Source organism: Streptomyces sp. NBC_00386 (assembly GCF_036063235.1).
In the GTDB taxonomy this organism is placed as follows: domain Bacteria; phylum Actinomycetota; class Actinomycetes; order Streptomycetales; family Streptomycetaceae; genus Streptomyces.
Genome location: NZ_CP107950.1, coordinates 7,604,222 through 7,624,921 on the forward strand (window position 1 = coordinate 7,604,222; position 20,700 = coordinate 7,624,921).

19 protein-coding genes are annotated in these 20,700 nt (G+C 70.4%); 16 read left to right on the top strand and 3 right to left on the bottom strand.

Translation table 11 applies throughout. From position 1 onward, the window contains the following. Positions 1–124 precede the first annotated feature (124 nt). Positions 125–2,101 (top strand): threonine--tRNA ligase, encoded by a 1,977-nt coding sequence (gene thrS, locus OG780_RS33435; protein ID WP_328454478.1) that lies wholly within the window; start codon positions 125–127, stop codon positions 2,099–2,101. A 37-nt stretch (positions 2,102–2,138) separates the two neighbouring features. On the opposite strand, the gene OG780_RS33440 is transcribed toward thrS, so the two are convergent. Next, entirely contained in the window at positions 2,139–2,795 is a 657-nt protein-coding gene (locus OG780_RS33440) for a potassium channel family protein (RefSeq protein WP_328454480.1), read from the bottom strand. A gap of 67 nt (positions 2,796–2,862) precedes the next feature. On the opposite strand from OG780_RS33440, the gene OG780_RS33445 reads away from it, so the two are divergent. Beyond that, on the top strand, positions 2,863–3,423 hold the full coding sequence (locus tag OG780_RS33445; RefSeq protein WP_326788888.1) for an HIT family protein: 561 nt from the start codon (positions 2,863–2,865) through the stop codon (positions 3,421–3,423). A gap of 138 nt (positions 3,424–3,561) precedes the next feature. On the opposite strand, the gene OG780_RS33450 is transcribed toward OG780_RS33445, so the two are convergent. Both OG780_RS33450 and OG780_RS33455 read right to left on the bottom strand, forming a co-directional pair. Further along, positions 3,562–5,229 (bottom strand): hypothetical protein, encoded by a 1,668-nt coding sequence (locus OG780_RS33450; protein ID WP_328454483.1) that lies wholly within the window; start codon positions 5,227–5,229, stop codon positions 3,562–3,564. A gap of 178 nt (positions 5,230–5,407) precedes the next feature. After that, entirely contained in the window at positions 5,408–7,603 is a 2,196-nt protein-coding gene (locus OG780_RS33455; protein ID WP_328454485.1) for an elongation factor G-like protein EF-G2, read from the bottom strand. A gap of 274 nt (positions 7,604–7,877) precedes the next feature. On the opposite strand from OG780_RS33455, the gene pgsA reads away from it, so the two are divergent. From pgsA to OG780_RS33525, 14 genes are all read left to right on the top strand, one after another. Beyond that, positions 7,878–8,543, top strand: coding sequence for a phosphatidylinositol phosphate synthase (gene pgsA / locus OG780_RS33460; protein ID WP_328454487.1), 666 nt, complete (start codon positions 7,878–7,880; stop codon positions 8,541–8,543). After that, positions 8,540–9,490 (top strand): phosphatidylinositol mannoside acyltransferase, encoded by a 951-nt coding sequence (locus OG780_RS33465; protein ID WP_328454489.1) that lies wholly within the window; start codon positions 8,540–8,542, stop codon positions 9,488–9,490. The genes pgsA and OG780_RS33465 overlap by 4 nt, the downstream gene beginning before the upstream one ends. Continuing rightward, a complete protein-coding gene (locus OG780_RS33470; protein WP_328454491.1) occupies positions 9,487–10,647 on the top strand; it encodes a glycosyltransferase family 4 protein in 1,161 nt (386 codons plus the stop codon). The genes OG780_RS33465 and OG780_RS33470 overlap by 4 nt, the downstream gene beginning before the upstream one ends. A 161-nt stretch (positions 10,648–10,808) precedes the next feature. Further along, positions 10,809–11,354, top strand: a complete 546-nt coding sequence (locus tag OG780_RS33475) for a hypothetical protein (RefSeq protein ID WP_326788894.1) — start codon at positions 10,809–10,811, stop codon at positions 11,352–11,354. Between the two features lie 187 nt (positions 11,355–11,541). Continuing rightward, positions 11,542–12,390 carry a pyridoxal 5'-phosphate synthase lyase subunit PdxS gene (gene pdxS / locus OG780_RS33480; RefSeq protein WP_389076213.1) on the top strand — a complete coding sequence of 283 codons (849 nt, stop codon included), beginning with the start codon at positions 11,542–11,544 and terminating at the stop codon, positions 12,388–12,390. A 4-nt stretch (positions 12,391–12,394) separates the two neighbouring features. Then, positions 12,395–13,000, top strand: a complete 606-nt coding sequence (gene pdxT / locus OG780_RS33485) for a pyridoxal 5'-phosphate synthase glutaminase subunit PdxT (RefSeq protein ID WP_328454493.1) — start codon at positions 12,395–12,397, stop codon at positions 12,998–13,000. 76 nt (positions 13,001–13,076) lie between these two features. Continuing rightward, the gene (locus OG780_RS33490) at positions 13,077–13,829 is read left to right on the top strand and encodes a YebC/PmpR family DNA-binding transcriptional regulator (protein WP_261702791.1); all 753 of its coding nucleotides are present in this window, start codon (positions 13,077–13,079) and stop codon (positions 13,827–13,829) included. Positions 13,830–13,964: 135 nt separating this feature from the next. Then, entirely contained in the window at positions 13,965–14,561 is a 597-nt protein-coding gene (ruvC, locus tag OG780_RS33495; RefSeq protein ID WP_326788897.1) for a crossover junction endodeoxyribonuclease RuvC, read from the top strand. Continuing rightward, positions 14,558–15,169 (top strand): Holliday junction branch migration protein RuvA, encoded by a 612-nt coding sequence (gene ruvA, locus OG780_RS33500; RefSeq protein ID WP_328454496.1) that lies wholly within the window; start codon positions 14,558–14,560, stop codon positions 15,167–15,169. The genes ruvC and ruvA overlap by 4 nt, the downstream gene beginning before the upstream one ends. A 98-nt stretch (positions 15,170–15,267) precedes the next feature. Next, positions 15,268–16,362 (top strand): Holliday junction branch migration DNA helicase RuvB, encoded by a 1,095-nt coding sequence (gene ruvB, locus OG780_RS33505; RefSeq protein ID WP_328454498.1) that lies wholly within the window; start codon positions 15,268–15,270, stop codon positions 16,360–16,362. A 163-nt stretch (positions 16,363–16,525) separates the two neighbouring features. Next, the gene (gene yajC, locus OG780_RS33510; RefSeq protein ID WP_328454500.1) at positions 16,526–17,044 is read left to right on the top strand and encodes a preprotein translocase subunit YajC; all 519 of its coding nucleotides are present in this window, start codon (positions 16,526–16,528) and stop codon (positions 17,042–17,044) included. Positions 17,045–17,184: 140 nt separating this feature from the next. Continuing rightward, positions 17,185–18,939 carry a protein translocase subunit SecD gene (gene secD, locus OG780_RS33515; RefSeq protein WP_328454502.1) on the top strand — a complete coding sequence of 585 codons (1,755 nt, stop codon included), beginning with the start codon at positions 17,185–17,187 and terminating at the stop codon, positions 18,937–18,939. A 1-nt stretch (position 18,940) separates the two neighbouring features. Next, complete coding sequence (gene secF / locus OG780_RS33520; RefSeq protein ID WP_328454504.1) at positions 18,941–20,062, top strand: protein translocase subunit SecF; 1,122 nt, start codon at positions 18,941–18,943, stop codon at positions 20,060–20,062. Then, positions 20,059–20,598 carry an adenine phosphoribosyltransferase gene (locus OG780_RS33525; protein WP_151468457.1) on the top strand — a complete coding sequence of 180 codons (540 nt, stop codon included), beginning with the start codon at positions 20,059–20,061 and terminating at the stop codon, positions 20,596–20,598. The genes secF and OG780_RS33525 overlap by 4 nt, the downstream gene beginning before the upstream one ends. The last annotated feature ends 102 nt before the right edge of the window (positions 20,599–20,700 follow it).

Sequence of the window (20,700 nt, forward strand, 5' to 3'; positions counted from 1 at the left end):
CGGGGAGGGCCGAGAGGCACTGTCCACAACCGTTTCGCGGAGGGCCCCCCGGGCTCGGTAGGATTCGGGGCATTGCCATGCCATCCCGTATGTGGTGTGGCACCCCTTCAGTCAGGAGAGACCGGTGTCAGACGTCCGTGTGATCATCCAACGCGATTCCGAGCGGGAAGAGCGCGTGGTGACGACGGGGACTACGGCCGCCGACCTCTTCACCGGCGACCGCACCATCGTCGCGGCCCGTGTCGCGGGCGAGCTGAGGGACCTCGCGTACGAGGTGCAGGACGGCGAGGAGGTCGAGCCGGTCGAGATCTCCTCCGAGGACGGCCTGAACATCCTGCGCCACTCCACCGCGCACGTGATGGCCCAGGCCGTGCAGGAGCTCTTCCCCGACGCCAAGCTGGGCATCGGCCCGCCGGTCAAGGACGGCTTCTACTACGACTTCGACGTCGAGAAGCCCTTCACGCCCGAGGACCTCAAGGCCGTCGAGAAGAAGATGCAGGAGATCCAGAAGCGCGGGCAGCGCTTCTCGCGCCGCGTCGTCACCGACGAGGACGCCCGCGAGGAGCTGGCGGCCGAGCCGTACAAGCTGGAGCTCATCGGCATCAAGGGCTCCGCGTCCACGGACGACGGGGCGAACGTCGAGGTGGGCGGCGGCGAGCTGACCATCTACGACAACCTCGACGCCAAGACCGGCGAGCTGTGCTGGAAGGACCTCTGCCGCGGTCCCCACCTGCCCACCACCCGCAACATCCCGGCGTTCAAGCTCATGCGCAACGCCGCCGCGTACTGGCGCGGCAGCGAGAAGAACCCCATGCTCCAGCGCATCTACGGCACCGCCTGGCCCTCCAAGGAGGAGCTGAAGGCGCACCTCGACTTCCTCGCCGAGGCCGAGAAGCGCGACCACCGCAAGCTGGGCAACGAGCTGGACCTGTTCTCCATCCCGGACCAGATCGGCTCCGGCCTCGCCGTCTTCCACCCCAAGGGCGGCATCATCCGCCGGGTCATGGAGGACTACTCGCGCCGCCGGCACGAGGAGGAGGGCTACGAGTTCGTCTACACCCCCCACGCCACCAAGGGGAAGCTCTTCGAGACCTCGGGCCACCTGGACTGGTACGCCGACGGCATGTACCCGCCCATGCAGCTCGACGAGGGCGTGGACTACTACCTCAAGCCCATGAACTGCCCGATGCACAACCTGATCTTCGACGCGCGCGGCCGCTCGTACCGTGAACTGCCGCTGCGGCTCTTCGAGTTCGGCACCGTGTACCGGTACGAGAAGTCGGGCGTCGTGCACGGCCTGACCCGCGCCCGGGGCTTCACGCAGGACGACGCGCACATCTACTGCACCAAGGAGCAGATGGCGGACGAGCTCGACAAGACGCTCACCTTCGTCCTGAACCTGCTGCGCGACTACGGCCTCACCGACTTCTACCTGGAGCTGTCCACCAAGGACCCGGAGAAGTTCGTCGGCTCGGACGAGATCTGGGAAGAGGCCACCGAGACGCTGCGCCAGGTCGCCGAGAAGCAGGGCCTCCCGCTGGTCCCGGACCCGGGCGGCGCCGCCTTCTACGGCCCGAAGATCTCCGTGCAGGCCAAGGACGCCATCGGCCGCACCTGGCAGATGTCGACCGTGCAGCTCGACTTCAACCTGCCCGAGCGCTTCGACCTGGAGTACACCGGCCCCGACGGCTCCAAGCAGCGCCCGGTCATGATCCACCGCGCGCTCTTCGGCTCCATCGAGCGCTTCTTCGCCGTGCTCCTGGAGCACTACGCGGGCGCGTTCCCGGCGTGGCTGGCGCCCGTCCAGGCGATCGGCATCCCGATCGGTGACGCGCACGTGGAGTACCTCCAGAAGTTCGCCGCCGAGGCCAGGAAGAAGGGTCTGCGCGTCGAGGTCGACGCGTCCTCGGACCGCATGCAGAAGAAGATCCGCAACGCGCAGAAGCAGAAGGTGCCCTTCATGGTCATTGCGGGCGACGAGGACATGACGGCCGGTGCCGTCTCCTTCCGCTACCGCGACGGCTCCCAGGAGAACGGCATCCCGCTCGACGAGGCCATCGCCAAGATCGCGAAGGTCGTCGAGGAGCGCGCCCAGATCTGATCGGCCCCTCCGGCCGAGCCCGAAGCCCCCGGGAAGCTCAGCTTCCCGGGGGCTTCTCGTCGCCCTCGCGCGAGAACAACTGCAACAGCCACGAGGAGAAGGAACCCGTCACCGCGCCGAGCAGCGCCAGACCGCAGACCATCATGGCGACGGCGATCGTGCGGCCCCGAGGGGTCACCGGTGTCACGTCGCCGTACCCGACCGTCGAGAGGGTGGAGGCGGCCCACCACACCGAGTCGCCGAAGGTGACGATCGTCGCGTGCGGTGCCTGGTACTCGGCCTGGTAGACGGCGAGGGCACCCGAGAAGCCGAGCAGCAGGACCGCGATGCTCGCGTAGAAGATCACCCGTGCGTACAGCGGGAGACGGGGCTCTCCGCGGCGCCGCAGCACGGCGTCGTAGAGCTTGACGACCCGCAACGGGCGCAGCAGCGGCAGGACGAGCACCACGGTGTCCAGCAGGTGGGTCCGGACGAACCGCAGACCCTGTCCGCTCAGCCGCCAGAGCACCAGGTAGTCGACGAGGAACGCCGCCCAGGCGACCGCGATCACCGCCAGGCAGACGTCGCGCCCGCCCTGGGACAGGCCGTGCGCCAGCACATGCACGGCGTAGGCGGTGAGGAACAGCAGCGACGCGACGGCCAGCGGTACCTCGGTGCGGTGCTCCCATCGGGTCATCGGGCTGTCGTCGTCCATGGCCACAGCTTGGCCGCAGCCTCCTTCGCCCGGCACCCGCCGACACGCCGCGAACGGGCGAAGCAATATGCTGCAACACATGACGAGTGAGCCGGAGCAGCAGATCGGAGTGGGAACGCAGGACGCGTTCCAGCGCCTTTGGACGCCCCACCGGATGGCTTACATCCAGGGCGAGAACAAGCCCACCGGCCCGGGGGCCGGCGACGGTTGTCCGTTCTGCTCGATACCGGCCAAGTCCGACGAGGACGGGCTCATCGTGAGGCGCGCGGAGCACGTGTACGCGGTGCTCAACCTCTACCCGTACAACGGTGGACACCTGATGGTCGTGCCCTACCGGCACGTCGCCGACTACACGGACCTCACCGGGCCGGAGACGGCCGAACTGGGTGAGCTGACCAAGCAGGCCATGACCGCCCTGCGCACCGCCTCCGGCGCCCACGGCTTCAACATCGGCATGAACCAGGGAACGGTCGCGGGCGCCGGCATCGCCGCCCATCTGCACCAGCACATCGTGCCCCGCTGGGGCGGCGACACCAATTTCATGCCGGTCGTCGGCCACACCAAGGTCCTGCCGCAGCTTCTCGCGGACACCCGCAAGATGCTGGCGGAGGCCTGGCCCACCGCGTAGCCGGGCCCGGGGCGCCCCACCGGGCGCCCCGTCCGCCTCCGCCTCCGCGTCGGGGCTCGTCCGCCGTCCGCGTCCCGGGCTCGCCGCCGCCCGGAGTTCGTCCGTCGTCCGAGTCCGGGTCTCGTTTCAGGCGGGCGGCTACGCGTCGTACACGTCGGCCTTGCGCGGTGAGGGGTCCTGGACCGCCGTGCTCAGGAACGCCGAGCGGCTGCCGAACTTCTCCGTGTCGACGCCGTTCTCCTCAAGGACCCTGATCGCCGCCGCGTGCACCACGCGCAGCACGGGCGTCGCGGCCCGCAGCGCGTCGTCCGCCATGAAACGGTGCCGCCACGGCTGGTCGGCCCAGGCGTGCCGCAGCCCGAACGGCTCGGGCAGCGCGAGGCTGCCGCCGAGCCAGTTCAGCAGCGGCGGATACCAGGTCAGGGGCGCCCGCGCCGCGAGCCGCACGACCTCGTCCGCGGTGACCAGCGGCAGGCTCACCGTGCGGGTCTCCCAGAACTTGACGGTCTTCGCGATCTGCTTGGACGGGGCCTCGGGCTTGCTGGTGAACAGCGGGTTCACCGGTCCCAGCGCATGCCCGGTCACCTCGATGCGCAGCGTCTCGTGCAGGACGGTCACCGTGATCATCATCGTGATGATCAACTGGCCGTCCCAGAGCGTCCACTGGACCCCGAGATAGTGCCGGTCGCCGCTGCCGAACTGCTGCTTGTTGCAGATGTCCTGCACGGCGTGCGTCTTGATCGTGTAGGCGTCGACGTCCGTGCCGCCCGGCCGGGACACCGTCTTCGCGTTCTCGCCGATCGGGGTGACGATCCAGTGCTTTATCGAAGGCGCCGGAAAACCACCGGTGTTGAGCGGGCCGCGCTCCAGCATGCGCAACTTGTCGTGGATGCTGCGGATGACGTCCCAGCTGCGGAAGGGGTGGATCTCCTTCTTCGGGTCCTGCGCCACCAGGTTCTCGGCGAGCTGCCAGCTCCCCCAGCGGGTGCCCATGCCGAGTATGCCCTTGGGGCCCGCGTAGAAGACCGAGTTGGACTGCTGCTCCGCGGTGAGCCGGGCGAGCGACTGGCGCAGCTGCTCCGCCGCCGTCTCACCCGGGCTGCCGGGCACGGCCTCGGGGATCTTGGCGCCGATGCCGCCGCCCGACAGCAGGCTGTCCCAGCGCTCCCGCAGATCCTTGGCGGTGCGCTCGCAGATCCGCTTCGCCCACAGCCAGCCCACGACCGGGAGGACCACCGCGGCGCGCGCGTACCAGGCCCAGAAGCCGGTGAACGGCATACGGATGAGGAAGAGGACGGCCAGGGCGCCGACGGCGAACAGGAGCGTGGTGCCGAGCGCGGAACCCCGCTTGTCCGCGCGCTTGGCGATCTGCGTACGGATCTGGAAGACCATCAGCCAGATCAGCAGTCCGGGCAGGAACAGCAGTCCGCAGAGCACCATGACGGCCGAGAGCCAATTGTCGCGTTCCCGGCGGATGTTGGTGGCCGCGAGACAGTGCTCCACGACGACCTGCGGCTCGGTGCCGAAGGACTGGATGAGCGCACCGCGGCCCGCGCCCAGCATGCGGGCCGTGACGGCGCCCGCGAAGGCCTCGCCGAGATTCGGCGTGAACAGTTTGATCCGGCCGGCCTTCACCGTGGACTGGTGCCACTCGTTGTCGGCCTTGAGGATCTCCTCCATCGGACTGTCGCGGTACGCCGCCGAGGCCAGGGCGAAGGTCGCCGCCGTCTGCCCCGCGGAGCCCGTGAGCGGCACCTGCGCCCCGGGAGTGAAATCGAAACCGTCGAACGCCACTTCCGCCCCCATCGCCGCCGCACCCGCTCCTGCGGCCTTCCCGACTTCGGTGTCCCGCACACCTGTTGATCAGGTCTTCGTCTTGATCAGTTCTCAGAGTATCGGCCGCGGCCGACATTCGTCGGCGGACGGCCGAAGCCGCCCACCGACGGATGAAACCCCCGGCGAAGCGCCCGAAGTCCCCCTGGTCTCAGGCGCTCGCCTCCTGTTCGCGGAGCCTCTCGGCGATGTGCTGCGGCATGGGTTCGTGCCGTGCGTAGCTCCGGTCGAAGCGCGCGGTGCCGTGCGAGACGGACCGCAGATCGACGGCGTACCGCCCGATCTCGATCTCGGGCACCTCGGCACGGACGAGCGTGCGCCCCCCGGCCGCCTGCTCGGTGCCGACCACCCGGCCGCGCCGTCCCGACAGATCGCTCATCACCGGGCCCACGTAGTCGTCGCCGACCAGGACGGTCACCTCCGCCACCGGCTCCAGGAGGTGGATCGTGGCGTCACGGGCCGCCTCGCGCAGCGCGAGCGCGCCCGCCGTCTGGAACGCGGCGTCGGAGGAGTCCACCGAGTGCGCCTTGCCGTCCTTCAGCGTGACCCGTACGTCGATGAGCGGATAGCCGGCGACCACGCCCTTGGCGGCCTGGGCGCGCACCCCCTTCTCGACGGAGGGGATGAACTGCCGGGGCACGGCACCGCCGACGACCTTGTCCACGAACTCGATGCCCGAGCCGTTCGGCAGCGGTTCGACCTCGATCTCGCAGATCGCGAACTGGCCGTGCCCGCCGGACTGTTTGACATGGCGTCCGCGCCCGGTGGACGGTCCGGCGAACGTCTCGCGCAGGGAGACCTTGTGCGGCACCACGTCGACCTGCACGCCGTAGCGGTTGCGCAGCCGCTCCAGGGCGACGTCCGCGTGCGCCTCGCCCAGGCACCACAGGACGACCTGATGGGTGTTCTGGTTCTGCTCCAGACGCATCGTGGGGTCCTCGGCCACCAGCCGGCCGAGCCCCTGGGAGAGCTTGTCCTCGTCCGCCTTGCTGTGCGCCTCGATGGCGAGCGGGAGCAGCGGGTCGGGCATCCGCCACGGTTTCATCAGCAGCGGGTCGTCCTTGGCCGAAAGAGTGTCTCCCGTCTCGGCGCGGCTCAGCTTCGCCACACTGGCGAGGTCGCCCGCGATGCAGTGGGTGAGGGCGCGCTGCTGTTTGCCGAACGGCGCGGACAGGGCGCCGATCCGTTCGTCGACGTCGTGGTCCTCGTGGCCGCGGTCGGTCAGCCCGTGCCCGGAGACATGCACCGTCGCGTCGGGGCGAAGGGTCCCGGAGAAGACCCGGACCAGGGAGACCCGGCCCACGTAGGGGTCGGACGCCGTCTTCACGACCTCCGCGACCAGCGGCCCGTCCGGGTCGCAGGCCCTCACCTCGCGCGGTGCGCCGTCCGGCGTGGTCACCACGGGCGCCGGGCGTTCCAGCGGGGTGGGGAAGCCGCCGGTGATCAGTTCGAGGAGTTCGACCGTGCCGAGACCCTGACGGGCTCCCTCGGCGGCGGGCGCGGCGGCCAGCACGGGGAAGAATCTCCCGCGGGCCACGGCCTGTTCCAGGTCCTGTACGAGCGTCTTGAGGTCGATCTCCTCGCCGCCGAGGTAGCGGTCCATGAGCGTCTCGTCCTCGCTCTCGGCGATGATCCCCTCGATCAGCCGGTTGCGGGCCGTCTCGATGAACGGCTGCTGCTCGGGTCCCGGATCCGCCTCCTTGCGCTCCCCGGAGGAGTAGTCGAACAACTGCTGGGTGAGCAGGCCGATCAGGCCGGTCACGGGCGCGTGCCCGTCCGGCCCCGCCGCGCCGTGCAGCGGAAGGTACAGCGGCAGGACGGCGTCGGGGTCGTCGCCGCCGAACGCCTGCGCGCAGATAGCGGTCATCTCCTCGAAGTCGGACCTGGCCGATTCGAGGTGGGTGACCACGATGGCCCGGGGCATGCCGACGGCCGCGCACTCCTCCCACAGCATGCGGGTCGAGCCGTCGACCCCGTCCGAGGCCGAGACGACGAAGAGGGCCGCGTCCGCCGCTCGCAGACCGGCCCTCAGTTCGCCGACGAAGTCGGCGTATCCAGGGGTGTCGAGAAGGTTGATCTTCAGCCCGTCCCAGTCGACGGGTACCAGGGAGAGCTGCACCGAACGCTGCTGCCGGTGCTCGATCTCGTCGTAGTCCGAGACGGTGCCGCCGTCCTCCACGCGGCCCGCCCGGTTCACCGCTCCCGCCGTCAGCGCGAGAGCCTCCACCAATGTCGTCTTGCCCGATCCGCTGTGGCCGACCAGCACCACATTCCGTACGGACGCGGGGTGGTCGGCCGCCGTAGCCCTGCCGGCGGCTCCGGTGTGTGTGTTCGCCTTGTCGCCCATGGCCTTGCCTCCCGTGCACGGTGAGGTCTCTGTGGGCGCGGGACATGCCGAAGCCGCGTGCGGTGGCGGCACCGGTGACGCCCGCGGTCCTTCGAGCTTTGCACTCGCGTCACTGTGCGTCCATACAAGGGACGCGATCGCGCCGTGACACCGGCGGCATCGGGTCGTGACACGGGGCGCGGGTGCCCGGCCATCGCACAAGCGCACGCGTGACTACGATGGGCCAGCCGACGGCCAGCAGGGGCCCCCGGCGACACCGACCCTCGGGAAGGCCATGCTGAACAAGTACGCGCGTGCATTCTTCACGCGTGTCCTCACACCGTTCGCCGCGTTTCTCGTCCGCCGGGGGGTGAGCCCCGACACGGTCACCCTCCTGGGCACGGCCGGAGTCATGGCGGGGGCGCTGGTCTTCTTCCCCCGGGGAGAGTTCTTCTGGGGAACGATCGTCATCACGCTCTTCGTGTTCTCCGACCTGGTCGACGGGAACATGGCGCGCCAGCTCGGCCGCTCCAGCCGCTGGGGCGCCTTCCTGGACTCCACGCTCGACCGGGTCGCCGACGGCGCGATCTTCGGCGGCTTCGCGCTCTGGTACGCGGGCAACGGCGACGACAACGTCCTGTGCGCCGTCTCGATCTTCTGTCTCGCCAGCGGCCAGGTGGTGTCGTACACCAAGGCCCGCGGCGAGTCGATCGGCCTGCCGGTCGCGGTCAACGGTCTCGTCGAGCGCGCGGAGCGGCTGGTGATCTCGCTGGTCGCGGCCGGTCTGGCGGGACTGCACACGTTCGGTGTGCCCGGCATCCAGGTGCTGCTGCCCATCGCGCTGTGGATCGTCGCCGTCGGCAGCCTCGTCACGCTGATCCAGCGCGTCGTCACCGTCCGCCGGGAAGCCGCCGAGGCGGACGCCGGGGTCGCCGGGCAGAGCAGTGAGGCCACCTCGTGACCAGCCTGCGGGACAGGCTGGTCGACGGTGCCTACGCCGTGGGCTGGAGCGTCGTCAAGAAGCTTCCCGAGCCGGTCGCCGTGGGCCTCGGCCGCACGATCGCCGACATCGCCTGGAAGCGGCGCGGCAAGGGTGTCCAGCGCCTGGAGAGCAACTACGCGCGCGTGGTGCCGGACGCGACACCGCAGCGGCTCGCGGAGCTCTCCAGGGCCGGCATGCGTTCGTACCTGCGCTACTGGATGGAGTCGTTCCGGCTTCCCGCGTGGAGCGAGGAGCGGGTGGCGAACGGCTTCGAGGTCAAGGACTCGCACCGTCTCACCGACGGCATCGCCTCCGACCGGGGCGTCATCCTGGCGCTTCCGCACATGGCGAACTGGGATCTCGCGGGCGCCTGGGTCACCACCGGGCTGAAGACGCCGTTCACGACCGTCGCCGAGCGCCTCAGGCCCGAATCGCTGTACGACCGTTTCGTCGCCTATCGCGAGGGCCTCGGCATGGAGGTCCTGCCGCACAGCGGGGGTGCCGCGTTCGGCACGCTGGCCCGGCGCCTGCGCGACGGCGGACTGATCTGCCTGGTCGCCGAACGGGACCTGTCCGCTTCGGGCGTCGAGGTGGAGTTCTTCGGCGAGAGGACCCGGATGCCCGCGGGGCCCGCCCTGCTCGCCCAGCAGACCGGCGCCCTCCTGCTGCCCGTGACGCTCTGGTACGACGACTCGCCCGTGATGCGCGGCCAGGTGCATCCGCCGGTCGAGGTCCCCGAGTCAGGCAGCCGTGCCGAGAAGACGTCTGTCATGACACAGGCGCTGGCCGACGCCTTCGCCCACGGCATCGCCGAGCACCCGGAGGACTGGCACATGTTGCAGCGGTTGTGGCTCAAGGACCTCGACGCCGGGAAGGCTCCCCCAGAGGGGTCCGGCACTGCGGATCCCGAGAAGAGGGCCTCGTGAGGATCGGCATCGTCTGCCCGTACTCGTGGGACGTCCCGGGCGGCGTCCAGTTCCACATCCGCGACCTGGCCGAACACCTCATCGGCCTGGGGCACCACGTATCCGTCCTCGCCCCCGCGGACGACGACACGCCCCTGCCGCCGTACGTCGTCTCGGCGGGCCGCGCGGTCCCGGTTCCGTACAACGGCTCGGTGGCGCGGCTGAACTTCGGCTTCCTGTCGGCGGCCCGGGTACGGCGCTGGCTGCACGACGGCACCTTCGACGTGGTGCACATCCACGAGCCGTCCTCGCCGTCGCTCGGCCTGCTCACGTGCTGGGCGGCGCAGGGCCCGATCGTCGCGACCTTCCACACCTCGAACCCGCGCTCCCGGGCGATGGTCGCCGCGTACTCCATCCTCCAGGCCGCCCTGGAGAAGATCAGCGCGCGGATCGCCGTGAGCGAGTACGCCCGGCGCACCCTGGTCGAGCACCTCGGCGGTGACGCCGTCGTCATCCCGAACGGCGTCGACGTCGACTTCTTCGCCCGTGCCAAGCCCAAGCCCGAGTGGCAGGGCGACACCATCGGGTTCATCGGTCGCATCGACGAGCCCCGCAAGGGCCTGCCGGTGCTCATGAAGGCCCTGCCGACGATCCTGGCCGAGCGCCCGCAGACGCGGCTGCTGGTCGCCGGGCGCGGCGACGAGAAGGAGGCCGTGGAGTCGCTGCCCGCCGAGATGCGTTCGCGCGTCGAGTTCCTCGGCATGGTCAGCGACGAGGACAAGGCCCGCTTCCTGCGCAGCATCGACCTCTACGTCGCGCCCAACACCGGCGGCGAGAGCTTCGGGATCATCCTGGTCGAGGCGATGTCCGCCGGAGCACCCGTGCTCGCCGCGGATCTCGACGCGTTCGCCCAGGTCCTCGACCAGGGCGCGGCGGGTGAGCTGTTCGCCAACGAGGACGCCGACGACCTGGCCGCCGCCGCGCTGCGGCTGCTCGCCGACCCGGACCGCCGGGCCGCGCTGCGCGAGCGGGGGAGCGAGCACGTACGGCGCTTCGACTGGTCGACGGTCGGCGCGGACATCCTGTCCGTGTACGAGACGGTGACGGACGGCGCCGCCGCGGTGGCCACGGACGAACGCACGGGCCTCCGAGCCCGCTTCGGCCTGGCCCGGGACTGACGGACTGACACCCCGCACGCACGTCCCGGCGGGACGGACCGCCCCGGCCCGCGCGGCCCTCCCGTGCGGGAGCGGGCCGCGGTGGCGGCCCTGTGGGCAGGGCTCACGTCGTGGTGCGGGCCCCGGCGGGCCGGTGACCGGCACGGGTAGCCTTGCCGCCCGTGACCGCAACCCTCATCTGGACCCTCGTCGGCCTCGTCGCGATCGGCCTCTACCTGAGCTGGACCGCCGGGCGTCTCGACCGGCTGCACGCCCGTATCGACGCCGCCCGCGCCGCCCTCGACGCGCAGTTGCTGCGCCGGGCCTCCGTGGCGCAGGAGCTGGCCACCTCCGGGGTGCTCGACCCGGCCGCCTCGATCGTGCTCTACGAAGCGGCGCACGCGGCCCGGCAGGCCGAGGAGGAGCAGCGCGAGGTGGCCGAGAGCGAGCTGAGCCAGGCCCTGCGCGCGGTGTTCGGGGAGCCCCAGCAGGTCGAGGCGGTACGCGAGGTGCCCGGCGGCGAGGAGGCGGCCGGCGAGCTGGCCCAGGCCGTGCGCCGGGTGCCGATGGCGCGGCGCTTCCACAACGACGCCGTACGTGCCGCGCGCGCCCTGCGCCGGCACCGCAAGGTCCGCTGGTTCCGCCTCGCGGGCCACGCCCCGTTCCCCATGGCCTTCGAGATGGACGACGAGCCCCCGACGGCTCTGGCGGACCGCCCGACGAACTGATGTACACCGGTGGCCGGAACGAAAACGATCCACCGACTCCCCATTGGCCCTTGCAGTGGACTGGTCGTCTCGCGTTTCCTCGGAGCTGCAGAAATCCTCTTTCACCGAGTGAGGTCAACCCGTGTCCAGCACCCTCCCCAACTCCGCCGAGAACACTGCGATCGGTACCGCCCGCGTCAAGCGAGGCATGGCCGAGCAGCTCAAGGGCGGCGTGATCATGGATGTGGTCAACGCCGAGCAGGCGAAGATCGCCGAGGACGCCGGCGCCGTGGCCGTCATGGCCCTGGAGCGGGTCCCCGCCGACATCCGCAAGGACGGCGGCGTCGCCCGGATGTCGGACCCGAACATGATCGAGGAGATCATCGAGGCGGTCTCCATCCCGGTGATGGCCAAGTCCCGCATCGGCCACTTCGTCGAGGCCCAGGTCCTTCAGTCCCTCGGCGTCGACTACATCGACGAGTCCGAGGTCCTCACCCCGGCCGACGAGGTCAACCACTCCGACAAGTGGGCGTTCACCACCCCCTTCGTCTGCGGTGCCACCAACCTGGGCGAGGCCCTGCGCCGTATCGCCGAGGGCGCGGCCATGATCCGCTCCAAGGGCGAGGCCGGCACCGGCAACGTCGTCGAGGCCGTCCGCCACCTGCGCCAGATCAAGAACGAGATCGCCCGGCTGCGCGGCTTCGACAACAACGAGCTGTACGCCGCCGCCAAGGAGCTGCGCGCCCCGTACGAGATCGTCAAGGAGGTCGCCGAGCTCGGCAAGCTCCCGGTCGTGCTGTTCTCCGCCGGTGGTGTCGCCACCCCCGCCGACGCCGCGCTCATGCGTCAGCTCGGCGCCGAGGGCGTCTTCGTCGGCTCCGGCATCTTCAAGTCCGGCGACCCGGCCAAGCGCGCCGCCGCCATCGTGAAGGCCACCACCTTCTACGACGACCCGAAGATCATCGCGGACGCGTCCCGCAACCTCGGCGAGGCCATGGTCGGCATCAACTGCGACACCCTCCCCGAGACCGAGCGCTACGCCAACCGCGGCTGGTAGTCACATGAGCACTCCTGTCATTGGCGTCCTGGCTCTCCAGGGCGACGTACGGGAACACCTCATCGCCCTGGCCGCGGCGGACGCCGTGGCCAGGCCGGTGCGGCGTCCCGAGGAGCTCGCCGAGATCGACGGTCTGGTCATCCCCGGCGGCGAGTCCACCACCATCTCCAAGCTGGCGGTCCTCTTCGGAGTGATGGAACCGCTGCGCGCGCGGGTCCGCGACGGCCTGCCCGTCTACGGCACCTGCGCCGGCATGATCATGCTCGCCGACAAGATCCTCGACCCGCGCTCGGGCCAGGAGACCATCGGCGGCATCGACATGATCGTGCGCCGCAACGCCTTCGGACGGCAGAACGAGTCCTTCGAGGCGGCGGTCGACGTCGAGGGCGTCGAGGGCGATCCTGTAGAGGGCGTCTTCATCCGCGCCCCCTGGGTCGAGTCCGTGGGCGCCGAGGCCGAGGTGCTCGCCGAGCATGAGGGCCACATCGTCGCGGTACGCCAGGGAAACGCGCTCGCCACGTCGTTCCACCCGGAGCTGACGGGCGACCACCGTGTCCACGGTTTGTTCGTCGACATGGTGCGCGCGAACCGGACACCGGCGTCCTTGTAGGATCTGTGGGGTCTTCCCAGGCTCCCAATGTCTGGGGGAGTCCGTACAGGTTGGGTTACGCGAAGGAGACAGGCAGATGTCCGGCCACTCTAAATGGGCTACGACGAAGCACAAGAAGGCCGTGATCGACGCCAAGCGCGGCAAGCTCTTCGCGAAGATGATCAAGAACATCGAGGTCGCGGCCCGCACGGGCGGCGCCGACGTGTCCGGCAATCCGACGCTGTTCGACGCCATCCAGAAGGCCAAGAAGAGCTCGGTCCCGAACAAGAACATCGACTCCGCGGTCAAGCGCGGCGCCGGTCTCGAGGCCGGTGGCGCGGACTACGAGACGATCATGTACGAGGGTTACGGCCCGAACGGTGTCGCCGTGCTCATCGAGTGCCTCACCGACAACCGCAACCGCGCGGCCTCTGACGTCCGCGTCGCCATGACCCGCAACGGCGGGAACATGGCCGACCCCGGCTCCGTCTCGTACCTGTTCAACCGCAAGGGCGTCGTCATCGTCCCCAAGGGCGAGCTGGCCGAGGACGACGTCCTCGGTGCCGTGCTCGACGCGGGCGCCGAGGAGGTCAACGACCTCGGTGAGTCCTTCGAGGTCCTGTCCGAGGCCACCGACCTGGTCGCGGTGCGCACCGCGCTCCAGGAAGCCGGCATCGACTACGACTCCGCCGACGCCAACTTCGTCCCGACCATGCAGGTCGAGCTCGACGAGGAGGGCGCCCGGAAGATCTTCAAGCTGATCGACGCCCTGGAGGACAGCGACGACGTGCAGAACGTCTTCGCCAACTTCGACGTCAGCGACGAGGTCATGGAGAAGGTCGACGCCTGACCGAGGGCTTGCTCGAAGCGACGGGCCGACGGGACACCCCCCCCGTCGGCCCGTCGCTCTGTCAGTGGCACCCGATAGCCTGCACGAACCGGGGATACCCCCGGTGACGACGTGCGCGATCGAAGGAGGGCCCGGGTGCGGGTACTGGGTGTCGACCCCGGGCTGACCCGGTGCGGTGTCGGGGTGGTCGAAGGAGTCGCCGGGCGGCCCCTGACCATGCTCGGCGTCGGAGTCGTACGCACCCCCGCGGACGCCGAGCTGGGCCTTCGCCTGGTCGCCGTCGAGCAGGGGATCGAGCGGTGGCTCGACGAGTACGAACCCGAGTACGTCGCCGTGGAGCGCGTGTTCAGCCAGCACAACGTCCGGACCGTGATGGGCACCGCCCAGGCCAGCGCCGTCGCCATGCTCTGCGCGGCCCGGCGCGGCATCCCCGTCGCCCTGCACACCCCGAGCGAGGTCAAGGCCGCCGTCACCGGCAGCGGACGCGCGGACAAGGCCCAGGTCGGCGCGATGGTCACCCGGCTGCTCCGGCTCTCGGCGCCGCCCAAGCCCGCCGACGCGGCGGACGCCCTCGCGCTCGCCATCTGCCACATCTGGCGCGCCCCCGCCCAGACCAGACTTCAGCAGGCCGCCGCGCGGATCGGCCCCGACCGGGCCGTCGCGCAGAACAGACTTCAGCAGGCCGCAGCCGCGCACGCCTCGCACCAAGCATCGAAAGGCCGTACCGCATGATCGCCTTCGTCAGCGGCCCGGTCGCCGCCCTCGCCCCCGACTCCGCGGTCGTCGAGGTCGGCGGCATCGGCATCGCCGTCCAGTGCTCGCCCAACACGCTCTCGGGGCTCCGCACGGGGCAGCAGGCCAAGCTCGCCACCTCCCTCGTCGTCCGCGAGGACTCGCTCACCCTCTACGGCTTCGCCGACGACGACGAACGCCAGGTCTTCGAGCTGCTCCAGACCGCGAGCGGCGTCGGCCCGCGCCTGGCCCAGGCGATGCTCGCCGTGCACAGCCCCGACGCCCTGCGCCGTGCCGTGTCCACCGGCGACGAGAAGGCCCTCATCGCCGTTCCCGGCATCGGCAAGAAGGGCGCCCAGAAGCTGCTGCTGGACCTCAAGGACCGGCTCGGCGAGCCCCTCGGCCCCGGCGGCCCCGCCATCGGCACGGCGGTCACCGCCGGCTGGCGCGACCAGCTGCACGCCGCGCTCATCGGCCTCGGGTACGCGACCCGCGAGGCCGACGAGGCGGTCGCCGCCGTCGCCCCGCAGGCCGAGGCCGCCGAGGGCACCCCGCAGGTCGGCCGGCTCCTCCGGGCCGCCCTGCAGACCCTGAACCGGACACGCTGAACGGCCCGGGCCCCCCGGGACGGGCGCGCGCCCCGGTGCGGGCCGCGCCCGCCGCACCGCCGACCGCACCACCACCACGAGACCGCGAGGCACCACCGATGAACTGGGACGACACGACAGACGAAGCCGCTGACGAGCGGCTCGTCGGCGCCACCGCGGAGCGGCTGGTGCGATCGGTCGCCGACGGAGAGGACCAGGCCGTCGAGGCCGCGCTGCGCCCCAAGGACCTGGACGAGTTCATCGGCCAGGAGAAGGTCCGCGAGCAGCTCGACCTGGTCCTGCGTGCCGCACGCGCGCGCGGGGCCACCGCCGACCACGTGCTGCTCTCCGGCGCCCCCGGCCTCGGCAAGACCACCCTCTCCATGATCATCGCGGCCGAGATGGGCGCCCCCATCCGCATCACCAGCGGCCCCGCCATCCAGCACGCCGGCGACCTCGCCGCGATCCTCTCCTCCCTCCAGGAGGGCGAGGTCCTCTTCCTCGACGAGATCCACCGCATGTCCCGGCCCGCCGAGGAGATGCTCTACATGGCGATGGAGGACTTCCGCGTCGACGTCATCGTCGGCAAGGGCCCCGGCGCCACCGCCATCCCGCTGGAGCTGCCCCCGTTCACGCTGGTCGGCGCCACCACCCGCGCGGGACTGCTGCCCCCGCCGCTGCGCGACCGCTTCGGCTTCACCGCGCACATGGAGTTCTACGAACCGGCCGAACTGGAGCGGGTCGTCCACCGCTCCGCCGGCCTTCTGGACGTCGAGATCGGCGCCGAGGGCGCCGCGGAGATCGCCGGCCGCTCCCGTGGCACGCCCCGTATCGCCAACCGCCTGCTGCGCCGCGTGCGCGACTACGCGCAGGTCAGAGCGGACGGGATCATCACCAGGGAGATCGCCTCCGCGGCCCTGAAGGTCTACGAGGTCGACGCGCGGGGTCTGGACCGGCTCGACCGCGGAGTTCTCGAAGCCCTGATCAAGCTTTTCGGCGGCGGCCCTGTCGGATTGTCCACACTTGCTGTCGCCGTGGGGGAGGAGCGTGAGACCGTGGAGGAGGTCGCCGAGCCCTTCCTCGTACGGGAGGGACTCCTCGCACGCACTCCCCGTGGCCGGGTGGCGACACCCGCGGCATGGGCGCATCTCGGCCTCACGCCGCCCCGCCGTTCGGCAGGCGGAAACGGACAAGAAGACCTGTTCGGGGCGTGACGGCGTGCGTACGGACCGGGGCAGGAACCCCGGTGCCATGCTGAGCGTTGTTCCCTGAGTGCGGACTCGCTTAGACTCCGCCGATGCCGCCCTTGTCGACGGCATACATACCCCCATCCAGCAGGCCGCTCACCTTTGCGGTTGAAGAAGGAAGTCCCGACCCGTGAGTCCTCTGACCCTCCTCCCGTTCATCGTGCTCATCGGGGCCATGTTCCTGATGACCCGGTCGGCCAAGAAGAAGCAGCAGCAGGCGGCTTCCATGCGCAATGAGCTGCAGCCAGGCTCGGGCGTGCGCACGATCGGCGGTATGTATGCCACCGTCAAGGAGGTCAACGAGGACACGGTCCTCCTCGACGCCGCCCCGGGCGTCGACCTGCTCTTCGCGAAGAACGCGATCGGCGCCGTCCTCACGGACGACGAGTACAACCGCATCGTTCACGGCATCGAGCACGACCTGAAGGCCGACGGAACCGTCGTGCCGGACGACGCCTCCTCCCTCACCGAGACCGACGAGCCCGCCGCCGACGCCTCTTCCGACGCCTCCGACGACAAGCCCCTCGACCTCGGCAAGAAGGACGCGGCTGACAAGCCTGCCGACGAGACCGTCGCGGCGAAGGCCGACGAGGCCGTCGCCGACGACGCGGAGCCGAAGAAGACCGACGGCGGGGCCGACGCGAAGTAGTCACGACCCGGGAGCACGGCCCGATCCGCTCGCGCCGCACACCTCCCGGGACGTGCTGTTCTCGCACGGAGTCCCGACACCATGGCATGGCCGTTCCGCGCTCACCCGGCGCAGGGCGGCCCGAGAGGGAGTACGAGAAGGTGGCAGCACCGAAGAAGGGCCGGAGCGCGAGCGCCCAGAGCAGGCCGGGGCGCTCGCTGGCCCTGATCCTGATCGCCATCGCGGCGCTCACCGGAGGGATGTTCGCCTCCGGGCACACCACTCCGCGTCTTGGCATCGATCTCGCCGGCGGCACGAGCATCACGCTCACGGCGAAGAACGAGCCGGGCCAGCCCAACGCGATCAACAAGACCAACATGGACACCGCGGTCGACATCATGAACCGCCGTGTCAACGGTCTCGGTGTCTCCGAGGCCGAGGTTCAGACCCAGGGATCCGACAACATCATTGTCAACATCCCCAAGGGCACGAACTCGGAGCAGGCCCGCGCGCAGGTCGGCACCACCGCCAAGCTCTACTTCCGTCCCGTGCTGACCACCGACGTCTCCGGGGCGGCGGCGTCGTCCAGCCCGTCGCCGAGCGCCTCCAGCAGCGCCTCCGGCAAGGCCGAGGACAAGGCGACCCCGTCCTCCTCGTCCTCCGTGACGCCGTCGGCCTCCGCCACCACCCAGGGCCGCGTGGTCACCGACGCCCTGAAGGCGGGCTCCTCGCCGTCCGCGAGCAGCACCCCGAGCGCCTCGGCCTCCGCCTCGCCGTCCGCGAGCGCCGGCGTTGACCCGGCGATCGCCAAGCTTCAGGCCGAGTACGCCGCGATCGACTGCACCGACAAGTCGGTCCGTGCCAAGGCCGGTGCCGGCACCAAGCCGACCGACCCGATCGTGGCCTGCGGCCAGGACAAGAACTCCGCGGGTGAGTGGCAGAAGTACATCCTCGGCCCGGCCGAGGTGGCCGGCACGGACATCAAGAAGGCCGGCGCGCTCTTCGACACGCAGACCGCCGCGGGCTGGAAGGTCACCATGGACTTCACGTCCGGTGGCTCCAAGAAGTTCGCCGCCATCACCGGCAAGCTCGCCCAGAACCAGCAGCCGCAGAACCAGTTCGCGATCGTCCTCGACGGCCAGGTCGTCTCCGACCCGTCGGTCGGCCAGTCGCTGAGCGGCCCCGCTGAGATCTCCGGCAGCTTCACCCAGACCGAGGCCGAAGACCTGGCCAACATGCTGAAGTACGGCGCCCTGCCGCTCAGCTTCAAGGAGTCCAGCGTCACCACGGTGACCGCCGCGCTCGGTGGCGAGCAGCTGCACGCCGGTCTGATCGCGGGCGCCATCGGTCTCGCCCTGGTCGTCCTCTACCTGGTGATCTACTACCGGGGCCTGTCGGTCATCGCCATCGCGTCCCTGGGCGTCTCGGCGATCCTCACCTACGTGCTCATGGCGCTGCTCGGCCCGGCCATCGGCTTCGCGCTGAACCTCCCGGCCGTCTGCGGTGCGATCGTCGCGATCGGTATCACCGCGGACTCGTTCATCGTGTTCTTCGAACGCATCCGTGACGAGATCCGCGAGGGCCGCACCCTGCGCCCGGCCGTCGAGCGTGCCTGGCCCCGCGCCCGGCGCACCATCCTGGTCTCCGACTTCGTGTCGTTCCTGGCCGCCGCGGTGCTCTTCATCGTCACCGTCGGCAAGGTCCAGGGCTTCGCGTTCACCCTCGGTCTGACCACGGTGCTCGACGTCGTCGTCGTGTTCTTCTTCACCAAGCCGCTGATGACGATCCTCGCCCGCAGGAAGTTCTTCGCGGAGGGTCACAGCTGGTCCGGCCTGGACCCGAAGCGACTGGGCGCCAAGCCGCCGCTGCGCCGCACCCGTCGCGCGTCCGCCCCCGTCGACACGAAGGAGGCGTGAGATGTCGAAACTCGGCACCCTCGGCGCCCGGCTCCACCGCGGTGAGATCGGCTACGACTTCGTCGGCAAGCGCAAGATCTGGTACGGCATCTCGATCCTGATCACCATCACGGCCATCCTCGGCCTGACGGTGCGCGGCCTGAACATGGGCATCGAGTTCCAGGGCGGCGCCGTCTTCACCACCACCGAGAAGAGCAGCGTCTCGGTGAGCCAGGCCGAGACGTTCGCGGAGGAGGCCTCCGGCCACGACGCGATCGTCCAGCAGCTCGGCAAGGGCGGCCTGCGCATCCAGATCGCCGGTATCGACACCGACAAGTCCGACACGATCAAGCAGAAGCTCGCCGCGGACCTGAAGGTCAACGCCGAGGACATCAACGCCGACCTGGTCGGTCCGAGCTGGGGTGACCAGATCGCCAACAAGGCCTGGGAGGGCCTGGCGATCTTCATGGTCCTGGTCGTGATCTACCTGGCGATCGCCTTCGAGTGGCGCATGGCCATCGCCGCCCTGGTGGCCCTGATCCACGACATCACCATCACGGTCGGCATCTACGCCCTGGTCGGCTTCGAGGTCACCCCGGGCACCGTGATCGGTCTGCTCACGATCCTCGGTTACTCGCTCTACGACACGGTCGTCGTCTTCGACAGCCTCAAGGAGCAGACGAAGGACATCACCAAGCAGACCCGCTGGACCTACAGCGACGTCGCCGACCGCTCGATCAACAGCACCCTGGTGCGTTCCATCAACACCACGGTGGTCGCGCTCCTGCCGGTCGCCGGCCTGCTGTTCATCGGCGGCGGTGTGCTCGGAGCCGGCATGCTCAACGACATCTCGCTGTCGCTGTTCGTCGGTCTCGCGGCCGGTGCGTACTCCTCGATCTTCATCGCCACGCCGCTCGTCGCCGACCTCAAGGAGCGCGAGCCGGAGATGAAGGCCCTGCGCAAGCGGGTCCTCGCCAAGCGGGCCCAGGCGGCCGCCAAGGGCGAGTCCCTGGAGCCGCAGGCCACCGAGCCGTCGTACGAGGACGACGAGCCGGACGACGTCACCCCGGCGGTCGTCGGCCCCCGTAACCAGCCCGCGTCCCGCGCCCGCGGTCGCGGCCGGCCCTCGGGGAAGCGCCGATGACCGGCATCGAAGAGCTACTGACCAGCCGTATCCGTGACGTGGCCGACTACCCGGAGCCGGGAGTGATGTTCAAGGACATCACCCCGCTCCTGGCCGACCCGGCCGCGTTCGGCGCCCTGACCGGCGCCCTGGCGGACATCGCCGTGCGCAACGGCGCCACCAAGATCGTCGGTCTGGAGGCCCGAGGCTTCATCCTCGGGGCCCCGGTCGCCGTCCACGCGGGGATCGGCTTCATCCCCGTGCGCAAGGCGGGCAAGCTCCCCGGAGCGACCCTGTCGCAGGCGTACGACCTGGAGTACGGCTCCGCCGAGATCGAGGTGCACGCCGAGGACCTGAGCGCGGCCGACCGCGTGCTGGTCGTCGACGACGTCCTCGCCACCGGTGGCACCGCCGAGGCCTCGCTCCAGCTCATCCGCCGGGCGGGCGCCGAGGTCGCGGGCGTCGCCGTGCTGATGGAGCTCGGTTTCCTGGGCGGCCGCGGCCGTCTGGAGCCGGCCCTGGCCGGGGCTCCCCTGGAGGCGCTCCTGACGGTCTGAGGACCGCGTGCGCGCCACCCGGGAGTCCGCTCCCGGAAAGGCCCCCGAAAGGCCTGAGGCACCCGTAGGACACCCTGGAGGCGGGCCCGGAGGAATCCGGCG

Excerpts from the sequence above, each read along its gene's own strand:
- OG780_RS33440 (WP_328454480.1), bottom strand. The coding sequence starts at position 2,795 with ATGGACGACGACAGCCCGATGACCCGATGGGAGCACCGCACCGAGGTA.
- OG780_RS33445 (WP_326788888.1), top strand. The coding sequence starts at position 2,863 with ATGCTGCAACACATGACGAGTGAGCCGGAGCAGCAGATCGGAGTGGGA.
- OG780_RS33450 (WP_328454483.1), bottom strand. The coding sequence starts at position 5,229 with ATGGGGGCGGAAGTGGCGTTCGACGGTTTCGATTTCACTCCCGGGGCG.
- OG780_RS33455 (WP_328454485.1), bottom strand. The coding sequence starts at position 7,603 with ATGGGCGACAAGGCGAACACACACACCGGAGCCGCCGGCAGGGCTACG.
- pgsA (WP_328454487.1), top strand. The coding sequence starts at position 7,878 with ATGCTGAACAAGTACGCGCGTGCATTCTTCACGCGTGTCCTCACACCG.
- pdxS (WP_389076213.1), top strand. The coding sequence starts at position 11,542 with ATGGCCGAGCAGCTCAAGGGCGGCGTGATCATGGATGTGGTCAACGCC.
- pdxT (WP_328454493.1), top strand. The coding sequence starts at position 12,395 with ATGAGCACTCCTGTCATTGGCGTCCTGGCTCTCCAGGGCGACGTACGG.
- OG780_RS33490 (WP_261702791.1), top strand. The coding sequence starts at position 13,077 with ATGTCCGGCCACTCTAAATGGGCTACGACGAAGCACAAGAAGGCCGTG.
- ruvA (WP_328454496.1), top strand. The coding sequence starts at position 14,558 with ATGATCGCCTTCGTCAGCGGCCCGGTCGCCGCCCTCGCCCCCGACTCC.
- ruvB (WP_328454498.1), top strand. The coding sequence starts at position 15,268 with ATGAACTGGGACGACACGACAGACGAAGCCGCTGACGAGCGGCTCGTC.
- secF (WP_328454504.1), top strand. The coding sequence starts at position 18,941 with ATGTCGAAACTCGGCACCCTCGGCGCCCGGCTCCACCGCGGTGAGATC.
- OG780_RS33525 (WP_151468457.1), top strand. The coding sequence starts at position 20,059 with ATGACCGGCATCGAAGAGCTACTGACCAGCCGTATCCGTGACGTGGCC.